The organism is Pseudomonas fluorescens, assembly GCF_902497875.1.
Lineage (GTDB): Bacteria > Pseudomonadota > Gammaproteobacteria > Pseudomonadales > Pseudomonadaceae > Aquipseudomonas > Aquipseudomonas fluorescens_BR.
This window is the reverse complement of the sequence record NZ_CABVHY010000005.1, coordinates 228581-250553: the sequence shown is the minus strand read 5'-3', so window position 1 is coordinate 250553 and position 21973 is coordinate 228581. Positions and strand designations below refer to the sequence as shown.

16 protein-coding genes and 1 pseudogene are annotated in these 21973 nt (G+C 59.2%); 6 read left to right on the top strand and 11 right to left on the bottom strand.

Annotated elements, in window-relative coordinates; genetic code table 11:
• Positions 1 to 132 precede the first annotated feature (132 nt).
• The 3 genes from F8N85_RS06970 to F8N85_RS06960 are packed head-to-tail and all read left to right on the top strand — an operon-like array spanning position 133 to position 5614.
• Entirely contained in the window at positions 133 to 1377 is a 1245-nt protein-coding gene (locus tag F8N85_RS06970) for an exonuclease SbcCD subunit D C-terminal domain-containing protein (protein WP_150802914.1), read from the top strand.
• Positions 1374 to 5015: an SbcC/MukB-like Walker B domain-containing protein gene (locus tag F8N85_RS06965; protein ID WP_150802913.1), complete on the top strand. Its 3642-nt coding sequence runs from the start codon at positions 1374 to 1376 to the stop codon at positions 5013 to 5015. The genes F8N85_RS06970 and F8N85_RS06965 overlap by 4 nt, the downstream gene beginning before the upstream one ends.
• The gene (locus tag F8N85_RS06960; RefSeq protein WP_150802912.1) at positions 5012 to 5614 is read left to right on the top strand and encodes a glutathione S-transferase; all 603 of its coding nucleotides are present in this window, start codon (positions 5012 to 5014) and stop codon (positions 5612 to 5614) included. The genes F8N85_RS06965 and F8N85_RS06960 overlap by 4 nt, the downstream gene beginning before the upstream one ends.
• 208 nt (positions 5615 to 5822) lie before the next feature.
• Here F8N85_RS06960 and F8N85_RS06950 read toward each other — a convergent pair whose 3' ends face one another.
• The 6 genes from F8N85_RS06950 to F8N85_RS06930 all read right to left on the bottom strand — a co-directional run bounded on the left by F8N85_RS06950 (position 5823) and on the right by F8N85_RS06930 (position 8553).
• Positions 5823 to 6095, bottom strand: a complete 273-nt coding sequence (locus tag F8N85_RS06950) for a hypothetical protein (protein WP_150802911.1) — start codon at positions 6093 to 6095, stop codon at positions 5823 to 5825.
• Complete coding sequence (locus tag F8N85_RS06945) at positions 6092 to 6304, bottom strand: hypothetical protein (protein WP_150802910.1); 213 nt, start codon at positions 6302 to 6304, stop codon at positions 6092 to 6094. The genes F8N85_RS06950 and F8N85_RS06945 overlap by 4 nt, the downstream gene beginning before the upstream one ends.
• Before the next feature lie 115 nt (positions 6305 to 6419).
• Complete coding sequence (locus tag F8N85_RS35415) at positions 6420 to 6545, bottom strand: hypothetical protein (RefSeq protein WP_263596370.1); 126 nt, start codon at positions 6543 to 6545, stop codon at positions 6420 to 6422.
• A gap of 212 nt (positions 6546 to 6757) precedes the next feature.
• On the bottom strand, positions 6758 to 6937 hold the full coding sequence (locus tag F8N85_RS06940; protein ID WP_150802909.1) for a hypothetical protein: 180 nt from the start codon (positions 6935 to 6937) through the stop codon (positions 6758 to 6760).
• Between the two features lie 157 nt (positions 6938 to 7094).
• Positions 7095 to 8270, bottom strand: a complete 1176-nt coding sequence (locus tag F8N85_RS06935; protein ID WP_150802908.1) for a lactonase family protein — start codon at positions 8268 to 8270, stop codon at positions 7095 to 7097.
• Positions 8257 to 8553: a DUF5629 family protein gene (locus F8N85_RS06930; protein WP_150802907.1), complete on the bottom strand. Its 297-nt coding sequence runs from the start codon at positions 8551 to 8553 to the stop codon at positions 8257 to 8259. The genes F8N85_RS06935 and F8N85_RS06930 overlap by 14 nt, the downstream gene beginning before the upstream one ends.
• Before the next feature lie 220 nt (positions 8554 to 8773).
• Here F8N85_RS06930 and F8N85_RS34880 point away from each other — a divergent pair.
• The 3 genes and pseudogenes from F8N85_RS34880 to F8N85_RS06915 form a co-directional block, all read left to right on the top strand.
• A pseudogene (locus F8N85_RS34880) lies at positions 8774 to 8925 on the top strand (GntR family transcriptional regulator); the annotation flags it as partial.
• Between the two features lie 171 nt (positions 8926 to 9096).
• On the top strand, positions 9097 to 12855 hold the full coding sequence (locus F8N85_RS06920) for a DUF6543 domain-containing protein (protein ID WP_150802906.1): 3759 nt from the start codon (positions 9097 to 9099) through the stop codon (positions 12853 to 12855).
• Positions 12856 to 12939: 84 nt separating this feature from the next.
• Entirely contained in the window at positions 12940 to 13920 is a 981-nt protein-coding gene (locus tag F8N85_RS06915) for a hypothetical protein (protein ID WP_150802905.1), read from the top strand.
• Positions 13921 to 13977: 57 nt separating this feature from the next.
• On the opposite strand, the gene F8N85_RS06910 is transcribed toward F8N85_RS06915, so the two are convergent.
• The 5 genes from F8N85_RS06910 to F8N85_RS06890 form a co-directional block, all read right to left on the bottom strand.
• Positions 13978 to 16353: an efflux RND transporter permease subunit gene (locus F8N85_RS06910; RefSeq protein WP_150802904.1), complete on the bottom strand. Its 2376-nt coding sequence runs from the start codon at positions 16351 to 16353 to the stop codon at positions 13978 to 13980.
• Between the two features lie 17 nt (positions 16354 to 16370).
• Positions 16371 to 17426 (bottom strand): WD40/YVTN/BNR-like repeat-containing protein, encoded by a 1056-nt coding sequence (locus tag F8N85_RS06905; protein ID WP_150802903.1) that lies wholly within the window; start codon positions 17424 to 17426, stop codon positions 16371 to 16373.
• 780 nt (positions 17427 to 18206) lie between these two features.
• The gene (gene pepN, locus F8N85_RS06900) at positions 18207 to 20864 is read right to left on the bottom strand and encodes an aminopeptidase N (protein WP_150802902.1); all 2658 of its coding nucleotides are present in this window, start codon (positions 20862 to 20864) and stop codon (positions 18207 to 18209) included.
• 12 nt (positions 20865 to 20876) lie between these two features.
• A complete protein-coding gene (locus F8N85_RS06895; RefSeq protein WP_150802901.1) occupies positions 20877 to 21707 on the bottom strand; it encodes a DUF2797 domain-containing protein in 831 nt (276 codons plus the stop codon).
• The gene (locus F8N85_RS06890) at positions 21704 to 21964 is read right to left on the bottom strand and encodes a YeaC family protein (RefSeq protein ID WP_150802900.1); all 261 of its coding nucleotides are present in this window, start codon (positions 21962 to 21964) and stop codon (positions 21704 to 21706) included. Before F8N85_RS06890 ends, F8N85_RS06895 begins: the two co-directional genes overlap by 4 nt.
• Positions 21965 to 21973: the final 9 nt, after the last annotated feature.

The following is a 21973-nucleotide window of genomic DNA, read 5'->3' as shown; positions in this document are numbered from 1 at the left end:
GGCGGCGTAGCTTCACCAGCCCCCATGGCGCCACATCAAACGCGCCCTCCGGGTTTTTTGCCAGTAAACTCTCTGCCCTTTCGCCGTTATCATTTCCCTGCGGCGATACCTTATTTTCAAGCGGAGTTTGCCTTGCGTCTGTTTCACACCTCCGACTGGCACCTTGGGCAGAACCTGCACGGCCAGGAACGCGATTTCGAACATGCCTGCTTCCTCGACTGGCTGCTGCGGCAATTGGCCCAGCACACGCCGGACGTGCTGCTGATCGCCGGCGATATCTTCGACACGGTCAACCCGCCGGTCAAAGCCCAGGAACGCCTTTACGACTTCATCGTCAACGCCCACGAGCAGCAGCCATTGCTGACCATCGTGATGATCGCCGGTAACCACGACTCAGGCTCGCGGATCGAGCTGCCCGCGCCCTTGATGCGGCGTTTGCGCACCCATGCCCTGGGTCGGGTGTTGTGGCTCGATGACGGCCAGCTCGATGCCGAACGCTTGCTGATTCCGCTGCCCGACGCCAGCGGCGAAATTGCCGGCTGGTGCCTGGCGCTGCCGTTCCTGCGACCGGCCGAAGTCACCGGCGCCCAGTTGGGCGACAACTACCTGCGCGGTATCGGTCAGGTTCATGAATGGCTGATTGCCGCGGCCAACGCCAAGCGCCAGAAAGGTCAGGCGCTGATCGCCATCAGCCACGCACATATGGCCGGCGGCTCGGTTTCGGAAGACTCCGAGCGCAGCCTGATCATCGGCAATGCCGAAGCGCTGCCCGCCAGCCTGTTCGGCCCGAGCATCAGTTATGTCGCCCTCGGTCACTTGCACAAGCCGCAGAAGGTCAACGGTGAAGAGCGCATCCGCTACTGCGGCTCGCCGATACCCTTGTCGTTCTCCGAGATCGGTTATCAGCACCAGATTCTTGATATCGAGCTCGATGGTGAAACCCTGGTCAGCGTCGAGCCCAGGTTGATCCCCCGCGCCGTTAACCTGCAACGCCTGGGCCCTGCGCCCTTGGCCGAGGTCCTGGGCCAATTGGCTGAGCTGCCGAATATCGACCTGCTCGCTGATATCCAGCGTCAACCCTGGCTGGAAGTGCGAGTACGCCTCGACGAGCCACAGCCGGACCTGCGCCAGCAAGTGGAGACTGCGCTGCAAGGCAAAGCCGTGCGCCTGGTACGGATCGCCGCCGAATACGCGGGCAACGGTAGCCGCGAAGGTGCCGATGACGCTGGCCAGTTGATCGAGCTGGACCAGTTGACCCCGCAGGAACTGTTCAGCCGCGCATGGAAGGAAAACTATGGTAGCGAGGTCGATGAACAGACCCTCAAGGACTTTGCCGTGCTGCTGCAAGACGTTCAGTTGGAGAGCGAACAACCATGAAGATTCTCGCGATCCGCCTGAAAAACCTCGCCTCTCTGGCCGGGCCTTTTGAGCTCGACTTCACTGCCGAACCCCTGGCCAGTGCCGGCCTGTTCGCCATTACCGGGCCGACCGGCGCCGGCAAAAGTACCTTGCTCGATGCCTTGTGCCTGGCGTTGTTCGGTGCGGTGCCGCGGCTGAACAATACCGGGCGCGATGCCAAGGTTCCGGACGCCGAGGGCGAAATCGGCAGCGGCGACCCGCGCACGCTGCTGCGTCGCGGCACCGGTGAAGGTTATGCCGAGGTGGATTTCGTCGGCATCGACGGCCGCCGCTATCGTGCCCGCTGGGAAGCCAATCGCGCCCGGGACAAAGCCGGCGGTAAGCTGCAAGCCAGCCGCCAGAGCCTGCGAGACATCGATCAGGATCAACTGCTGGCCAGTCAGAAAGGCGAATACAAGACCCAGCTCGAAGCGGCACTGGGCTTGAACTTCGAACAGTTCACCCGTGCCGTGATGCTGGCCCAGAGCGAGTTCAGCGCTTTCCTCAAGGCTGACGATAGCGATCGCAGCGAGCTGCTGGAAAAGCTCACCGACACGGCGCTCTACACCCGTCTCGGTCGCCGGGCCTTCGACAAAACCAAGGAAGCCCGGGAAGCCCACAAGCTGTTGCAGGACCAGGCCACCGGGGTTACGCCGTTGTCAGCCGAAGCCCGGGCCGAGCTTGATGAGCGCTACAACCAGGCTCAACTGCAACTCAAGACCCAGCAGGCACAGCTCAAACAGCTTGAGTTGCAGCATATCTGGCTGAAGGACCTGCGCCAGTTACAGGACGAGCAACAGAGCGCCACCGGGCAACTGCACAACGCTCAGCAGCACTGGGACAGTCTGGCCGGCGAACGGTTGAAGTTGACCCGCCTGGAGCAACTGGCCCCGCAGCGGCACCAGTTCGCGCGCAAGAGCGAACTCAGCGTCCAGCTCACACCGCTGGCCGCGCAGATTCAGCAGCACACTCAGCAACAACAAAAACAGCAGGCGCGCCAGGCTCAACTCGAACACAGCCTGAGCAGCGCCCATACCGCGCTGACCGAGGCCCAGGGACAACACACCGCCAGTGCCCCGCTACTGCGTCAGGCCTTTGAAGAGCAAAGCGCCCTCGCCCGTCTGGTCAAGGACGCCAGCCTCAGTGCCGATCTCAAACAACAAGCGCAACTGGCCTGCACTCAAGGCCAGAACACCATTCAAGGATTGCAAGACCTGCAAAAGCAGGTCGCGTCACGCCTGGAGCGGATCGCCGGGCAGCTTGCGCAAAGCGCTCATCTGGCGCCCCTGAGCGATGCCTGGAACGCCTACCGTGATCGCCTGCAACAGTTGATGCTGGTGGGTAATCGCCTGAATAAGGGCCAGGCCGAGTTGGCCACTCTGGAACAAAGCGCCAACCGAGCAGCCGAGGAACTGGCCGCACAGCGCCAGAGTCTTGAAGTCCTGTACAAAGAGGCCGGTGCCGAGCCCGAAGCGGTGACTGAGCAGATCCAGATTCTCGGCAGCCTGTTGCAAGACAACCGTAAGCAGCAACGGGCCTTCGAAGAGCTGACGCGACTCTGGGTCAGCCAGCAGGAGCTGGACAAACGCGCCGCAGAACTCCAGCAACGGCAACAGACCGCGCAACAGGAGCGCGATCGTCTGACCCTGGACGGCGTGAAGACCAAGGCCGAACTGGCCGTCGCCGAACAGACCCTGTCCGTCACCCGCGAACTGCTGGAGCGTCAACGCCTGGCCCGCAGCGAGAGCGTCGAAGAACTGCGCGCTCAGCTCCAGGACGAGCAACCGTGCCCGGTCTGTGGCAGCCCGGATCACCCTTATCATCAGCCCGAAGCGCTGCTGCAAAGCCTGGGCCGGCATGACGAAAGCGAACAGGCCAACGCGCAAAAAGCGGTGGACCTGCTCAAGGAAAAACTCACCGAACTGCGCGCCGAAGTCGGCGGTTTGATTGCTCAGCAAAAAGAACTGCTGCAACAGCAGGAACAACTGGTCGCCCAGCAACAGAGCCTGGCGCCAAGTCTTGCAGCCCACCCGCTGTCGACCCAGCTGCTGGCCCAGGACCCGGCCAGACGGGATGCCTGGCTCACGCAACAAAGCAACCAGCTGAACCAGAGCATCACTCAGGACGAACAACGGCAAACCGCCCTGCTCACGTTGCAACAGGATGTCGCGCGGCTTCAGCAGCAACTACGCAGCGCAGAAGCGGCGAGCCAGCAAGCGACCCAGCACCTGACCCACCAGCAACATGAGTTGAGCAGTGATCGTCAGCGTCTGGACCAAGAGCTGACGGCCTTCAGCACCCTGCTCCCGGCCGACACGCTGGAGGCCTTGCGCAACGAACCTGCCGCCACCTTCATGCAACTCGACCAGCAGATCGCCCAGCGCCTGGAACAACTCGACCAGCAACGCGATGAACTCAACGAACAACAACAGCGTCAGCAGACGCTGGAGAAAGAACAGGATCGCCAGCAGACTCGCGTCCAGCAGTTGGAAACCGCCCAGCAGCAGTTCGCCGCCCTTGCCGAGCAGCAACAGACTTGCCAGCAAAAACTGACGCAATTGTTGGGCGAGCACATCAGCGCCGAGCAGTGGCAGCAGCAACTGGATCAGGCCGTCGAACAAGCCCGCAACACCGAAACCGCGGCCAATCAGGAACTGCAAGCCGTGCGCACGGGACTGGTGCAGTTGGCCGCCGAACTCAAGGCTCAGCAGGAACGCTTGCGGGCACTGGAAACCGAAGATCGCGAGCTGGCCGGCAAGATCGCCGACTGGCGCGGGTTGCATCCAGAGCTGGACGACGGTGGCCTGGAAGATCTGCTGGGTGTCGACGACCAGCAGGTCAGCACATTGCGTCAGCAGCTGCAGCACAGCGAAAAAGCCATTGAACAGGCCAAGGTCTTGTTGCAGGAGCGAGATCAGCGCTTGCTCAATCACCAGGCGCAACACAATGGCAACCTCGACGCCGAGCAACTGGCCAACGCCCTGAGCGAACTGCACAGCCAGTTCGCCGCCAGCGAACAGCTGTGCGCCGAACTGCGAGCCGAACAAGCCGAAGACCAACGCCGGCAGAACGCCAACCGGGCGCTGGCACAACGTATCGCCGAGGCCTATAGCGAATGGCAGCGTTGGGCTCGATTGAATGCCTTGATCGGCTCGGCCACCGGAGACACTTTCCGCAAGATCGCCCAGGCCTACAACCTTGACCTGTTGGTGCATCACGCCAACGCGCAACTGCGACAACTGGTGCGTCGCTACAGGCTCAAACGCGGCGGCAGCATGCTGGGTCTGTTGGTGATGGACACGGAAATGGGTGACGAGCTGAGGTCGGTGCATTCGTTGTCCGGTGGCGAGACCTTCCTGGTCTCACTGGCACTCGCCCTGGGCCTGGCGTCGATGGCATCCAGCACGCTGAAAATCGAATCGCTGTTTATCGACGAAGGCTTCGGCAGCCTCGATCCGGAGTCGCTGCAACTGGCGATGGACGCCCTCGACGGCCTGCAGGCACAGGGCCGCAAGGTCGCGGTGATTTCCCACGTGCAGGAAATGCACGAGCGAATCCCGGTGCAGATCCAGGTCCGCCGCCTGGGCAATGGCCTGAGTACCCTGGAGGTGAAATGAGTACGACGACCCTCTACTCCTTTCGCCGCTGCCCCTACGCCATGCGGGCGCGCATGGCCCTGCGTTATTGCGCGGTGGCCGTGAACATCCTTGAGGTCAGCCTGAAAGCCAAGCCGGCCGAAATGCTCGCGCTGTCGAGCAAAGGCACAGTGCCGGTGCTGAGTGTTGATGGGCGGGTTATCGACGAAAGCCTGGAGATCATGCATTGGGCGCTGGAACAGAACGATCCGCAGGACTGGTTGCTCAAGGACGACCTGGTGGCTCAGCAAGCGAGCGCCGCGTTGATCGAAGAGAACGATCAGCTGTTCAAGGTCTATCTGGATCGCTACAAGTATGCCGATCGCTATCCCGAGCAGCCGATGGAACATTACCGTGGCCAAGGCGCGGTTTTTTTACAGAAACTCGATGACCTGTTGCAGCAGCATGACTATTTGCTGGCTGATCACCCGAGCCTGGCGGACATCGCCCTGGTGCCGTTCGTGCGCCAGTTCGCCCATGTCGACCGGGACTGGTTCGCGCAGACGCCGTATCGGCATCTGCAGGCGTGGTTGCAGCGGTTTCTGGAGTCGGAGTTATTTGTTGGGGTGATGGCGAAGTAACGCTGATCTAGCGATGAGCACAATCTATTGTGGTAAGGGGGCTTTCTGTGGCGAGGGGGCTTGCCCCCGTTGGGCCGCGAAGCGGTCCTGAAATCTGCAATCGTATTTCGTCAGGCACACCGCATTCACAGGTTTTACGACTGCTTCGCAGCCGAGCGGGGGCAAGCCCCCTCGCCACAGGTACAAGGCTCGGCTCTAGACTTCATTCTTAAACCACCCCCCACCCGGGAAACGCTCTGCACATCTTCAACGCCGAGCAATCCACCTTGAACGGCCCGAAAAACTCAGCACTGCGCTTGATCGGCGGATTACCCACCATCAACTCCAGGGCCTTGGCGGTCTGGATGTTGTGGGCGATGCTGTGATTGCACTGGATGGCCCGTGCCAGCGAACCCGCCGAGCCCTGCCCCAACCCCAGCAAGGAAAAGCCATTGGTCAAGAACGCCATGAAGGCGACCACCCAGAGTTTGCCTCCTTTCATAACGCCGCCACCGCCTCAGCTCGCGCTTGTTCAGCGGAGATGCTCTGCACGCGATATTCGAACTGAATGCCTGGGTGAGCGACGTGAATCGGCGGCTCGATAGAGTGCTGAATATGGCCAGACAGCGTGACCACAAGGATCAAAACCGCATACACCGCGAGGGCGATATAAGCGCCGTGCTTGGCAGAAGTAAGAAGTTTGCTGGCCATGGGATTCTCCGTGGGCATGTTTCAGTGCCCACAGGATCAATCAATCAGCGAACGATGAAAAACGACCTTCATGCATAGTCACTATCAGCTTTGTTGATCCTCAACCCGCTGAGTTTCAGTCCTGCAGCAAGCTCATCAAACGCTCGCGCGCGGCATCCGGTTCGTCTGGAACAGGCTGTTCAGTCGACAGGATGGGGGTGGAATAGAGAAACAGAAGTACCACTGCCAGACGCATGACCATGCTGTCGATCCCTTGGAGAGATGAAGTCAATAAATTAGCGTCAAATTTAAACACATGGCCATATGGCATTACCAAGGGAATTTGTCATGCCGGATGAATACTGTCGCAAACGGTTTATGCAGGAGCGACATCACTCTGATCTCCGCCGACAAAAATAATCGCCAGTCAGAGCAGTGATTTCGCTCCTGCATAAATTCTGTAGTGCGCAGGTTTCAGCGTTGGATCTTGTGATCCAGTGCAGCGTAGAAGTTGGCGCTTTGTTGCAGGTATTTCTGGGTGTAGGTGTGGGTGCTGGATTTTTTCTCGCTTATCTCTACGTTGGCACTGGCTGGCAGAGCCACGGTAGCCGAGATAGCGGAAGCAGCGATGACAGAGAAGATATTGAAGTTCATGGCGGTAACCCTCGTGGATTCGATTGGCTTGCTTGCCCGTGCGGGCCGTGAAGCAAACTTACGCCGGAGGGTCGGCTCTCTGAAATGCTTTGTAACAGTAGCGAATATCAGCGTCATTGATAGAACTACACAGGCCCCGACGTTCGGGGCCTGCGACTCATTGACGCAGCAAGAATTTGATATCGCTGGGGGAATCGAATGGCATTTTTTGTACGGATTTGCCTAACAAACCGCTCTGGGCATCGCGCTCCAGCACAACGATCTGGTTACTTTTCTGGTTGCCGATCAACAGGAACTTGCCACTTGGATCGAGGCTGAATTCCCGTGGGTGATCACCTTCCACCGCACGTCGCTGGATTTCCTTGAGCTCACCGGTCGCAGGATCAATGGCAAACACCAGCAACTGGTTGGCGGTGCCACGGTTGCTGACATAGAGGAACTTGCCATCCGCCGAAGCATGCAGCGCACCGGCGGCCTTCTGTTCCTTGGGTTGATCGGCGGCCAGTTCGACTATTTGCCGCTGCACCAGCTTGCCGGCCTGATAAACGAACACCGCGACCTGCGCGCTCATTTCCAGGGTCAGCCAGGCATGCTTGCCATCTGCGCTGAACAACAGATGTCGCGGCCCGCTACCCGGTGGCAACTGCACCGAGGCCGGGGTGGCGGCGGTCAATGGTTGCTCGGGATTGGCCTTGGGGTCGTAGCGGTAGACAAAGATCCTGTCCGCCCCCAGGTCGCTGGAAAATACGTACTGACCGTCCGGCGATGACACGGTTGAATGTACATGCGCCGACATCTGCCGCTCGGGATTGACCCGACTGGACGGATGACTGCTGAGCTGCACTGGCGGCGCCAGCTTGCCATCGGCCGCCACTGGCAATACCGCGAGGCTGCCACCTGGATCCTGCGCCACCGAGTAGTTACTGACGAACAGGTAGCGACCGTTAGCGCTCAGGCTGGAATGGGTCGGCTCGTTGCCAAGGGACTGGACCTGATTGATCAAGCTCAACTGTTGGTTCTGCGGATCAATCGCAAAACTGCTGACACGGCCGACCGGGTCTGCCTGGCCGGGACCGTTTTCGTTGACCACGAACAGCTGTCGTTGATCCTTGGACAGGGTCAACCAGGACGGGTTCGAGCTCTTCACCACCTGCAAGGGTTTGCTGTCGAGCTGACCGGTGCGGCTGTCGAACTGCAAGCGATAAAGACCCTGGCTCTGCCCTTGGGTATAGGAGCCGACCAGCAGCTCATGGCTATCGACTGCGGCCGCCTGCACCGACATTGCCGCGACACTGCCGGCCATCAGCAATGGCCAGAAGTTACGCATCCTCATGCTCGTCATCCGCTTCGTCACCGCCGCTGAATGCGCTCATGCACACCAGCCGGTGTTCACCGGAATCGCCGGTGATGGTCCAGCTTTGCAGGGTTTCATCGAAGATCGCGGCCTGCACCTGAGCCATAGTGAAAACCCAGCGCTTGGCCGCCCGGCCGTCCATGCATTCGATGTGCAGTTGATCCTCTTCATCGAGCGAGAAATCAAAGGCGTGCAGCCCGTCGATTTCCAGCATATCGCAGGTTTCGAGGACGTTGAGCAAGGTGTCGGTAGCGGCAGTCATGGCGATCAATCATCAAGTGGAAAGTCCCAATGATAGCCCATCATCGAACTCCAAACCCCGGACCAATTGCCAAGCACAAAACCCTGTGGCGAGGGAGCTTGCTCGCGCTGGGGCGCGAAGCGGCCCTAAAACCAGCAATCGCGGTTTTCCAGATAGAACACATCAGCCGGGTTTACGACTGCTGCGCCCGAGCGCGGACCGGCCGGCAGGGGCAAGCCCGCCGAACCTGCATGAACTGGCGTTGCCACGACACAAGGCGATTCTCACGGCAATCGAGAATCGTGATGCGTTGGGCGCTCGGCATGCGACGTTGGTACAGCTGGATGATGCGCGCAGTGCATTGGATGTCTGCTGGGTACCGACCCCGTGTAGCTGGTGCTCATCAATGGAGTGCCTCTAGCACATTTACAGCTCTGGAGGGTGGTATCGCGCTGGCGCACCCCGATCTTTTCGTACATTACCCTTGGCAATACAGCTTGGCGCCCACCCACGCTTTGCATGGTTGACGGGCGTCGCATCAGCCCTATTGCGAAGGAACGCAACATGCCCCTACCAACGTCTACCTCCCCCTCCCGGTTAAATATTCTTGCCCGTGCGGTCAGCACTCAATTCGCCAACCGACCGACGCTTCGTTCGGTTGTGACGAAGATGCTCGAGCAGCAGATTGTTGAAAAAACCGCGCCACTCAATACTGAGATCAGCTCGATTTACCTCGACTTTCCCAATGAAACAGGTGGCTACACCACCCACTCATTGGTCGATGTCGTACTTGCCTATCTCGCCAGCGGCGATACCCCTGTTTTTTCAACACAAATAGATGATCGTCCTGTCCGTTTGGTCAATGCGCAACGGCAGAAAATAACCTACCGATCGATCGGCGATACCGCTGAAAGCACCTGGCCCAGCCTGTCGATGATCGAAGACGTCATTCGGGAACTCCCCTCCCTTCTGTACATCGGTTTCCAGGAGACCCTGGTCGCTTACTGGAATGAGCTCGGCAATAGCGGCAGCAGTCGCTTGCAATGGTTGGGCGATCAACTGCGCGACTCGCTGAGAGCAGCAGCCGTCAGCCAGTCGAGCGGCGATGCGACATTGGCCACGACACTCCTGCAACTGGTCGATCACCCCTGTTTACAAGACCGTCCTCCTCTACCGGCCATTCACGCCTATACCCTGCAAGCCACTGCATCCAAAGGCCTCCAGTCCACGACATTGCAGTCCACCGATCTGCTGATTACTCAGGGGGCACGGGCGCTGCTGTGTAGCGTGTCCGGTACCGTAGAGTCATATGCGTCCCTTGGCGATTTCGGCCAGGCATGGGGACAGAAAATACAACGACCACTGGACCTCGATGCCTTCACCTGGAAGCGCTACGAGCCCGACGGAAATATTTTCGACGTGCAGGCCGCCCTGGTGCTGAATCAACAACTGGAAGACCTCGCGGCGATCACGCTGCCCGCGCGCATCAGCAACAGCGAACTGGAAAAGCTTTACACGCGGGTGACTGATCCGGCCTCGTTGTTCGCGCACGCTGCGCAGATGCAAACCCGACACTTGCAACATGTGCAATCGGCTTTGCCGCACTGGCTCAAGGACGCAACGGTTGCCGATCAGCTGGCTTACCGCAAACACAGCCTGGAACTGGCCAGCGCCCGGCAGGCCGCCCAGGGCAAATCCTGGTCAGAGGGTATCGAGGACATCCGTGCATTTGCAGCCCGAAAGCTGCACGAGCAGATACTTTCCGATCATCCCGACGCGCCCGACTACTCGTCCGATAAGCTGGAGTTGACGTTTCACGTCCCCGTGGGTGATCTGGGCAGCGGCTACCTGGAACCGGTGAAAATGTCCCTGACCGACCTGGCCCTGAAAAATCTCTCGGGCAAACCCAAGGGCCGTATGACCCTGCGCCATACCGGCGGGCAACCGGTGGACCAATGGATGACACCCGAGTATCTGCTCGGCCTGGTCAGCAAGGTCGATGTGGGCAAGCACTTCCCCGACACGATCAAGAACCTGCTGTTGAATGACAATGCAGAGGCCCGAGACCGCGAGCGTCTTTTTGGCAATGAACTCAAAGTGACATTGCCCCTGGAGGCCCTGGAACTGGCCATCAAGGGAGAACGAGGTTTTACCCGCCGCGGCTACCAGCTGATTGCCGCGCTGGTACAGACCGCCCGTTCAGACCAGTTAGTTGACGAGGACCCTATTGTGATACGGCCACTGGCTTTGCTGCGAAAGCCGGGAGCCGAAGCGGACGAGGTCGGCAATATGTTTGTGATCGAACCTGCTGACATAACCCATGGCCCACATATCCTCTATAGACCTGCATACAAAGAGTTTTTGCATCAATACCCGACTCGTGCTGCGCTGATCGCCGCCATTGCCGAACCCGGCGCTATCCAGACCAGCGTGTTGACCTGGCTGTCGGACAGTGCCCGGCCGATTTATGACCAGGGTGGGTTCAAGGAACCGCACATTGTCCATTTTTCCCCATTGGACCCCTTCGGCCTGCCGGACAAGCCCCTCCCCGCCACCCTGGCCAGCGCACCGGTTGGCGAAGAACTACTGGCGTCACTGCATCACGGGAAACTGATGGAATACCTGTTTGGCAGCAACGCCCGCGCGATGGTCGACCTGGCCGACCGTGATTCCATATCCAACACCGAGAGCCGTTGGGCCATTTTGCGCGAAGGTGGCTGGCTGCTCTTCAACACGCTGCTGGCATTACCGGTCAGCACGCCGGTGATGCTGGCGAGCTGGATGGTGGCGCTGACCAATAGCCTCATCGATGATATCCCCGCACTCGACAGCACAGACGCCAGCGCACGGGACTCGGCATGGATCGATTTTCTGCTGAACATCGCCATGGTGCTGTTGCACGGAGCACGGAATCCGGAGTCATCGGCTGAACCCGTTATCTTTGAGCAAGACGCCAGCTTCAGGGTCAGTCTGGAACCGTTACGCCGGCCATCGGATCAACCCATCTCCCCCGCAAACCTCATCAAGCCAGGCAGCGTCGGGCTGCCCTCGGAACCACCGGGGGGCGGCACAACACTGCTGGACTTCGACAAATCACTGGCTCGCGATTCATCCGCGGCGCGATTGCTGGCAAAACTGCAGAGCGTACGTGTCGACTGGCCAAAAGAGCCGGTCGAGCCGATTGCAATCGGTAACTTCAAGGGTCTTTTCAGAATCGACGACGCATGGCACGCATCGGTCGCCGGGCTTTTGTTTCGAGTGAGCGTCGTTCCAGGTTCTGGCGAGGTTTTCATTATTCATCCACAAAAACCTGAGCATCCTGGAATCAAACTTAAAACCGATGGGCTGGGCCACTGGACACTTGACCGCGGTCTCAAGCTGACAGGTGGCGGCCCCAAAAACAGAATTAAAGCAAAGCGCGCAGAAATAGCCGCAAACATTGCTCAACTGACGATCGACAAACAAGAGATCAATGTTCGACTCGACGCGCTTATCGACACGCAGAATCGAGCGCTTACCAACGCCCGCCAAGCCAGGACCGATTTTGAGTTGCAGCGGGAAAAGCTCGTTACCGCCTTCCACAACCTGGAGGCGGCATCTCCCATGGAGAAGGACCGGACAACAGCGGAGCATCAAATCGAGCAGGACAAAACCCGGGCCGCCCACATTACAGTAGAAGTCACCTTACGCTTACTGAGACGGCGCATGGACGAAGCCAAACCGGCACGCAGGGAACTGATAGACACCCTGAGCCAAATCCGCGCGCTGGACAACGCAGCTGTGCACGAGAGGGAGCAATTGCACGCGTTGTCCAACCTCTCAACGGTGCAGCTAATCTACAGTGGCCTGCTGCGTCAGCTGGGTAGTGACCTGAGCATTACGTCCCGAGGTGAAAGCATGTCAGCGCTGCTCTCCAGGATGGATGCCGAGATGCGGCGTGGCGAAGATGGCGCCTATCTGGAATTTGTCGCGATACAAAAACAAGATGCCGTCATCGCACAAACCCTGATCGAGTGTGCGACATGGCAAGAGGCAACACTTGAAGAAATGGGGCAAGTATCGGCGGCCGGTGCCGCCGCCCGCGATGAGTTGTTAAGAAAAGTCCTGCTGCCAGAAGTGTTTTTTTCCGACAACCTGAAGCTGCAAGCGCTGCATATTCATAAGGAATTGATGCTGGATCGCAGAGGTAGCATCGATAATCCGACTGAGTTGTACTACACCAGTCAGTTGGCCAGCACTGAATTCCAACCTGCTTATATTGCTCATGTTGAAACGCGTAGCAGACGGGGCTACTCCCCGGAGGATCGCATTTCGATCTACTAAAACGTTATCAAGCAGTACGCGATCAATGACCGCGCCAGCCACGCACTGCAGGAACTCGGTTCAAGCAGTCTGCGCGCAGAATATATGGACAGCTTTCTACAACTTCTTGAAGACGCTCGCCTTCTCGCCGAGCAAGATCTGGCCGATGCGATCCTGGAGGTCGAACAGGCTAAGGAACTGCCCGCTGCGTCAAAGCTGCTGACCCGTAAAGCAGCCAGCAAACGCGTGTTCAAATCGCGCAACAAAGGCACCTTGGTCGGGGATGTTCGCCCGACGCAACCGGACGTGGAAGGCGAATTCATCGACATTCGCGACATTCAATCCGGCGCTGTCATCAGCACTTTCCATAAGCACCCGCAGGACAGTGTCTATGTTGAAGTGCTGCCCGCGTCACCTGCGACGAAAACGCCGGCACTCCGCTCAGCGGCAACCATCATCGGCGCCGGGCGCAAGCTGATACTCGAACGCGCCAGTCGCGAAAGGATGATTCAGCGCGAAGTTCGCCAACTGGATGACCCCATATTGCGCGAAGAGAAAAGTCCGTGGGAATGGGAGAACCTTCTGGAACAGTTGGCGGAAAAACTGGAGTCGACCATCGCAGAGCTTGAACGGGTTGAAAATATGACCCAGGAGACCCGGGTAGTCATCGAGGAATTTCGCACCGAGGCCCAGGACTTGAGGCGCGAGGGGCGGCAGTACCGTAATGACGGATACAAGCGGCAAGCGCCGACGCCGGATAAGGTATTGGCCTTATGGAAGAGCGGTGTGATCGATATTCAGCCGGTGAAAATCCGCGAACTCACTAACGCCCGGGACTACCTCACCGAGTATGCGATCAGGGACAAGCAGTCCAACGAAGTCCTGTGGTATGCACACTTTCACTATGCCAGCAGCGCCGGTCCCGAGTTGGCCTATACCGTCGGGCACTTGAAACGTGCGAATCAACGCACCATCGGGTTCAAGGCACAGCTCAAACAAGCTCTGAACAACAAGGAAGTCGCGCGTATCTGGCGCAGCAAGGTATCGCCCGACATGGCCAGAAAGCTGTTCTTTTACACCTCTTGATGCCTCTGAAAGCACAACGCCGCGATCGAAGTCGCGGCGTTGTGCTCTTGCCAAGGGTTAATGGGCAAACAGCGAGTTACCCTTTTGCCCGGCCAGTTTCTCGGGCTTGATCAGGAAACGAGCCAGCGCTGGCAGCAGCCACAACGCGCCGAACATGTTCCACAACAGCATGAAGGTCAGCATCAGGCCCATGTCGGCCTGGAACTTGATCGCCGAGAAGATCCAGGTCGCCACGCCGATGGCCAGGCACAGGCCGGTGAACAGCACCGCCTTACCGGTGGATTTCAGCGTCTGGTAATAGGCTTCTTGCAGCGGCAGACCGGCACGCAGGAAGCTTTCGAGGCGGCTATAGATGTAGATGCCGTAGTCGACACCGATCCCCACCCCCAGCGCCACCACGGGCAAGGTCGCGACTTTCACGCCGATGCCCATGAAGGCCATCAGGGCGTTGCCGAGCACCGAGGTCAGCACCAGCGGCAGGACAATGCACAGAGTCGCCGCCCAGGAACGGAAGGTGATCATGCACATGGTCGCCACGCAGATGTACACCAGGATCAGGATAGTCAGCTCCGACTCCCTGATCACTTCGTTGGTGGCCGCTTCGATCCCGGCGTTACCCGCGGCGAGGATGAACTCCAGGCCGTCCTTGTTGTTTTCCTTGGCAAACTCCTGCACCGCATGCACCGCCCGATCGAGGGTTGCGGCCTTGTGGTCGTTGAGGAACACCAGTACCGGTGCCAGCGAGCAACTGTTGTTGTACAGGCCATCGGCGCGAGCGATGGAGTTGTTCAGCACATCCGGGTTGCGCGACAGGGTTTCCCATTTCAGGTTGCCTTCGTTCATGCCCTTGATCATCTGCTTGGAGACGGTCACCAGGGAAATGGCCGACTGCACGCCTTCGGTGTTCTGCATCTTCCACATCAGTTCGTCGATCGGCGCCATCGCGGCATAACGCGAGCAGCCTTCCGAGACGGTCTTGACCATCACCACCAGCACATCGGAGCTGGTGGAGTAGTTGCTGATGATGAAGTTGTTGTCTTTGTTGTAGCGCGAGTCGGGACGCAGTTCCGGCGCGCCTTGATCGAGATCGCCAATCTTCAGGTTCTGGCTGTACCAGAGGCCGCCACCGAAGGCCACCAGCGCCAGGGCAATCGACACCGGTGCGACTTTCGGGCTGGCGAAGTTCGACAGCAGGCGCCAGAACGGATGCTCGCGTACTGCGTCTTTCTTGCTGCGCTCGATGGCACGCTTGCTGATGCCGACATAGGAAATCGCTACCGGCAGCAGGATCAGGTTGGTGAACACGATCACTGCCACACCGATGGAAGCACCGATGGCCAGTTCACGGATCACGCCGATGTCGATGATCAGCAAGGTGATGAAGCCCACCGCATCCGCCAGAATCGCGATCATCCCCGGCAGGAACAGTTGCCGGAAGGTTCGGCGCGCCGCGGTCAGGGCGTTGTCGGCCTCACCCGACTGCAAGGCGATACCGTTGATCTTCTGCACGCCGTGGGAAATACCGATGGCGAAGATCAGGAACGGCACCAGCATCGAATAGGGGTCGAGGCCGAACCCGATGGCGTGCATCAGCCCAAGCTGCCAGACCACCGCCACCAGCGTTGTTATCAACACCGCGATGGTGCTGCGGATGCACCAGGTGAACCAGTACAGCAGCACCAGGGTGATGACAAAGGCGATGCCGAAGAACATCACCACCATGATCAGGCCATCGATCAGGTCGCCGACTTTCTTGGCGAAACCGACAATATGGATCTTGATGTTGGGGTTTTGCGCTTCGAACTTGTTGCGGATCTTGTCTTCCAGCTCGTGGGAAAACTTCTGGTAGTCCAGTGCGAGCAACTTGCCCTGGTCTTCAGGGTCCGGGTAGGACTCCAGCAACGGGATATCGACGATGCTCGACTTGAAGTCGTTGGCCACCAGCCGACCGACCTGGCCGGACTTGAGCACGTTGTTGCGCAACTGGTCGAGACTGTCGGCCGAGCCGTTGTAGCTCTGGGGAATCACTTCACCACCGGCGAAGCCTTCCTCGGTCACTTCAGTCCAGCGAACGCTGGGGCTCCACAGCGACTTGAGGCCGGAACGGTCAACGCCGGAGATGTAGAACACCTCGTCGTTGATCTGCCGCAGGGTCTCCATGTACTCCTTGGAGAAGATGTCGCCATCGGTGGCTTCCACCGAGATCCGCACGGTGTTGCCGAGGTTGGCCAGGTCGTTGCGGTGCTCGAGCATCTTCTCGATGAAGGGGTGCTCGAGCGGGATCATTTTTTCGAAGCTGGTGGACGGCTTGATCAGCGTGGCCTGCCAGAACAGGAACACACTGACCAGCAGGCAGATGACGATCACTGCCGGGCGGTTGTTGAAAATCAGGCGTTCGAGAAACGTCGCCTTGTCTGTTTGATGACTGCTCATGGAAATCCCCCGCCTTCTTATTGTTTGCCCAGCTCAGCGCCGGTTGGCGTGGTAGCGCGAACGCCGCCCTGTCCTACCAGAATCAAGTTGCCATTGCCCGCTGCCGTCACCGCCGATAAGGAGATGCGGTCGGGCCGATTGAATACGCTGAAGGTCAAACCGTTGTCGCTGCTGCGCACCACGCTGCCGCCGTTGCCGACGATGACCAGTGAGCCATCGTCGAGCAAGGTCGCGCCGGACAGGCCGAACTCCAGTGCACCACGGGCAGCCTTGAGTTCAACCGGCTCCCAGGTCGTACCGAAATCGGTGGAGCGGAACAGATTGCCGCGCAAACCATAGGCCAGCAGCGTGCCGGACTCGGCGGTGCCGATCACCCCGAACAGCGAGCCCTGGTACGGGCCTTCAAGGCGTTCCCAGGTTTGTCCCCAATCGGCGGAACGGAACATGCTGCCCTGCTCACCGACAATAAACAGACCGGAATCCTTGACCGCCGCAATGGCGTTGAGGTGGTACTGGTCTTCGTTGTCCAGGCGCTCGCTGGCGTCTTCCCAGTGCTTTCCGCCATCGGTGGTTTCCAGTAACGCGCCATAAGCGCCTACGGCAAAGCCGTTGCTGGCATCCTTGAACCAGACGTCGAGCAACGGTGCTTCGCGGGTCAAATCTTCGTATTGCTTGGTCCAGGTGCTGCCGCCGTCTTCACTGGCGAGGATCTGCGCGTCATGCCCGACCGCCCAGCCATGCTTGGCGTCGACAAAAAACACCGCCGTCAGCAGCTGCCGGGTCGGTACTTTGGCTTGGGACCAGGTCTTGCCCTGGTCATCGGAATAGAGAATGTGACCGCGGTCCCCCACGGCCACCAGACGCGCACCGGCCTGTACGACATCGAGCATCAGGCCTTTGGCGGACTTTGCGGATTCAATCGAATAAACAGTATCGACCGCCGCCGTGGCAGCGGCCTGGACGGGCGCCGACAACATGGCAACGCCCAACAGCGAGAGCGCTGTAGCCAGCAACGCGAATCTGCGTAATGCCGGCGGGCGGCAAAAACCCACACCCATGACAGGCTCACTCATAGACCTTCCCCCATTATTATTGTTAGGTCACTCAACCTTTCAGGGCGCCGTTCAGGGCAGTTCGTTCTGAATTGCCGTTTCGGGCCGTTATCCTGAAACCTGCAATCTAGAGCCCCTTAGGAAGCTGGCCTATCCTATCCAGCTTTGGAAAGCCCTGACAATCAATACGACGTTATCTTTTGTTAACCCGGGGCTGCGGAGTAGTCCCTGAATGGCGAGGCATTCGCTGGTTTGATGAATAAAGGCCGTTAAATGGCCTTTATCAAGGAGGCGGGAGGCTGGATGTCCACCTGCAATGTCGGGGAATACACACAATCCCCCCGTAGGAGCTGCCGCAGGCTGCGATCTTTTGATCTTCGCCGTTGTAGTGTCCACAGAAAAGATCGCAGGCTTCGCCAGCTCCTACGCCGACCGAGCCCACCTGCAATGTCGGGGAATACACACAATCCCCCCGTAGGAGCTGCCGCAGGCTGCGATCTTTTGATCTTCGCCGTTGTGGTGTCCGCAGAAAAGATCGCAGGCTTCGCCAGCTCCTACGCCGACCGAGTCCACCTGCAATGTCGGGGATGTACACAATCCCCCCGTAGGAGCTGCCGCAGGCTGCGATCTTTTGATCTTCGCCGTTGTGGTGTCCGCAGAAAAGATCGCAGGCTTCGCCAGCTCCTACGCCGACCGAGTCCACCTGCAATGTCGGGGATGTACACAATCCCCCGCAGGCTGCGATCTTTTGATCTTCGCCGTTGTGGTGTCCGCAGAAAAGATCGCAGGCTTCGCCAGCTCCTACGCCAGGCTTTTGCTGACCACTTCGAAGACGTCGCTGGAAAGCTCGCCCGAAGCAAGAATCCGCTCCAGCTCGCCCTTCATCAACGCCTGACGAGCACTGTCGTACTTGCGCCAGCGAGTCAACGGCGCCAGCTGCCGCGAAGCGATCTGCGGGTTGAAGCCGTTGAGCTGGATCACCAAATCCGCCAGGAAGCGATAACCGGAGCCGTCCGCTGCGTGGAAGTTGATCAGGTTCTGCCCGGCGAAAGCACCGACCAGGGCGCGGACCTTATTCGGGTTCTTGATGTTGAACGCCGGGTGTTCCATCAGCGCCTTCACCCGCTGCAAGCCGCCTGGCAAACCGCTGCCGGCCTGGACGCTGAACCACTGATCCATGACCAGCGGGTTGTCCTTGAAGGTATCCGCGAAGGTCGCCAGGGCTTTGGCCTTATCCTCATCGAACGCAGAATTGACCAGCACCGCCAGCGCCGTCAGGCGTTCGGTCATGTTGTCGCAGGCGTCGAATTGCTCGAGGGTCGCCGCCAGAACCTCCGGCTTACCACTGAGCATCAGGTAGGACAGCACAATGTTCTGCAGGCTGCGTCGGGCAAAGTGCTCGGCTTCGGCGATGTAAGGGGTGTTTTTCGACAGATCGCGATTGGCCTGATAACGCAGCCACAAGGCTTCGAACAAGCCGTCGGCCAACTGCTTGCGAGCGAACTCGCGGGCGGCATGGATCGCCTCCACGTCGGCCACTTCGCTGATTTCGGTGAGGTAGGCTTCGCTCGGCAGCGAAAGCATTTCAGCGACCATCGCCTGATCCAGCGTTCCGTCCGCCAACACCGTGCGCAACGCCGTCACCAGGCGTTGATCCATAACCAATGCAGCGCCTTGTTGATGCTGGGCGATCAATTCCTGCAGCACCTGCACCGACAGTTGCTGGCCGGCTTCCCAGCGATTGAAACCGTCGCTGTCGTGTTGCATCAGGAACATCAACTGGTCGCGATCGTAGGGGAAGCTCAGTTTCACCGGTGCCGAGAAACCCCGCAGCAGCGATGGCAACGGTTTTTCAGCGATGTCGACGAAGGTGAACGTCTGTTCGGCTTCGGTTACCGAGAGCACCCGCGAGGTGCCCGCCGCAGCGGCTTCACCGGTCAGGCGCAGGGCAATGCCCTCCCCCTTGGCGTCCAGCAGGCCGAGTTCGACCGGGACCACGAAGGGTTGTTTCTCGACCTTGTCCGGGGTCGCCGGGTAGCTTTGGCGGAAGGTCAGGCTGTAGGTTTTCGCCGCACTGTCATACGCCTCGCTGACGGTCAGACGCGGCGTACCGGCCTGGCTGTACCAGCGTTTGAACTGGGTCAGGTCGACGCCATTGGCATCTTCCATGGCCTTGATGAAATCGTCACAGGTCACAGCCTGGCCGTCATGGCGCTCGAAATACAGGTCGCTGCCTTTACGGAAACCGTCGGCACCGAGCAAGGTGCGAATCATCCGCACCACTTCCGAGCCCTTCTCGTAGACGGTCAGGGTGTAGAAGTTGGAAATTTCGATAAAGCTTTCCGGGCGCACAGCATGAGCCATGGGGCCGGCGTCTTCGGCGAACTGGTGGGTGCGCAGATAAGCCACGTCCTCGATGCGCTTGACCGTGCGCGAGTTCATGTCGGCAGAGAACTCGGCATCGCGGAACACCGTGAAGCCTTCCTTGAGCGACAGCTGGAACCAGTCGCGGCAGGTCACGCGGTTGCCTGACCAGTTGTGGAAGTACTCGTGGGCGACCACTGCTTCGACCCGCTGGTGCGCAGCGTCGGTAGCGGTTTCGGCACGGGCCAGCACGCAGCTGGAATTGAAGATGTTGAGGCCCTTGTTCTCCATGGCGCCCATGTTGAAGTCGTTGACCGCGACGATCATGAAGATGTCCAGGTCGTACTCGCGGCCATAGACCTCTTCGTCCCAGCGCATGGATTTCTTCAGGCTGTTCATCGCGTGTTGGCATTTGTCGATGTTTTCCGGTTCGACATAAATGCGCAGCGCTACAGAGCGCTCGGTCATGGTGGTGAAGGTATCTTCGACGCACCACAGGTCACCGGCCACCAGCGCGAACAGATAGGCCGGCTTCTTGAACGGGTCTTCCCAGGTCGCCCAGTGCCGGCCGTCTTCGCCGGGACCTGAGGCAATCGGGTTGCCGTTGGACAGCAGCACCGGATAGCTGTGCTGCTCGGCGACCACCGTGGTGGTGAACGTGCTCATCACGTCCGGCCGGTCGAGGTAGTAAGTGATCTTGCGGAAGCCTTCAGCCTCGCACTGGGTGCAGAACATGCCGCTGGATTTGTACAGACCTTCCAGGGCGGTGTTGGTTTCCGGATGGATCCTGACGCTGGTGTCTACGGTGAACGATTCGCTCGCCGGGTGCAGGGTCAGATGATTGTCAGTCAGCTGGTAGTCAGCGGCGCTCAGCTCGCGGTCGGCCAGTTGCACCGACAGTAATTCAAGCTGCTGGCCATCCAGCACCAGCGGCGGCAAGCCCGGGCCGCGTTCCGGGTTGCGGCGCATCACCAGTTGCGCATGGACCAGGCTGTGGTCCTCGAACAACTCGAAGGTCAGGTGCGTCTCGTCGATCAGGTACTCAGGCGCCTGATAGTCCTTCAGGTAGATCATCTTCGGTTGTTCGGTGCGCATGCTGGAGTCCTTCTACTGATGCACGGCGAGCTGGTAGGCCGTGTACTTGCGAATATTGATAACGCCGGTGTCGAAGATCAGGTACTGGCCCTTGATCCCCAACAGCGTGCCTTCGGCAATCGGATTCTTGTCCAGATTGAAGCTGACGATCTTGGCCGGGTACTGCTCGACCGGATAATGGATGTCGATCGGTTCGACGTCATTGATCACTTGGATGGCCTGCAGGCCAAAGCGTTCCTGCAAACCCAGCAGGCCTTCGGCACAGCTGTCGAACAGCTGCTGACGAACCTGTTTGAGATCCACCGACACGGCATCGCCCTTGAGCAAGGCCCGCCAATTGGTTTTATCCGCCACCTGGCTGCGAAACAGGTCCTCGACGAAGCCCGATTGCTGGCGGGTCGAGACCCGCATGATCGGCAACGCCTGGCTCGCGCCCTGGTCGAGCCAGCGCGTCGGCAGTTGGGTGGCGCGGGTAATCCCGACTTTGACGCCGGAAGAATTGGCCAGATAGACCACGTGATCGGTCATGCAGAACTGCTCGCCCCACGCCGGATCGCGACAGGTGCCGGCGTCGTAGTGGCAACGCTCCGGGCTCATGATGCAGATATCGCACTGGGCCAGCTTGGTCATGCACGGGTAGCAATAGCCCTGGCTGAAACTGGTTTTGGTCTTGCGTCCGCAATGGGTGCAGTGAATCGCCCCCAGGTATTCAAGGCGCACCGTGGTGCCGATCATTGGGTTGACCGGCACCTCGATGTCGTCCAGACGGAATGCATATTGAACGGCCGACGCTTCGAGACGCGCCGACATTTTGCTGATTGCACCACGGCCAATCTCGATCAATGGATGGCGTCCGACTTGAACAACAGGTTCGGAATCGGTTCCGATTTGGAGCCGCACTCCTGCGGGCCCATGTAACCGGTACGCTGGTCTTCCGGCAGGTTCTGGATTTCCCAGGCGATCATCGCTTGCAGCGACAGCTCGCGTTGTTCGGCGGTCAGCTTGCCGCCGTCTGGCCATTTGCCGATCTCTACCGCCAGTTTCAGGTTCTGGTAGATATCCGGGGTGATGTTGTTGATCATTTCGTTAAAAGACGACATCAGGTCTCC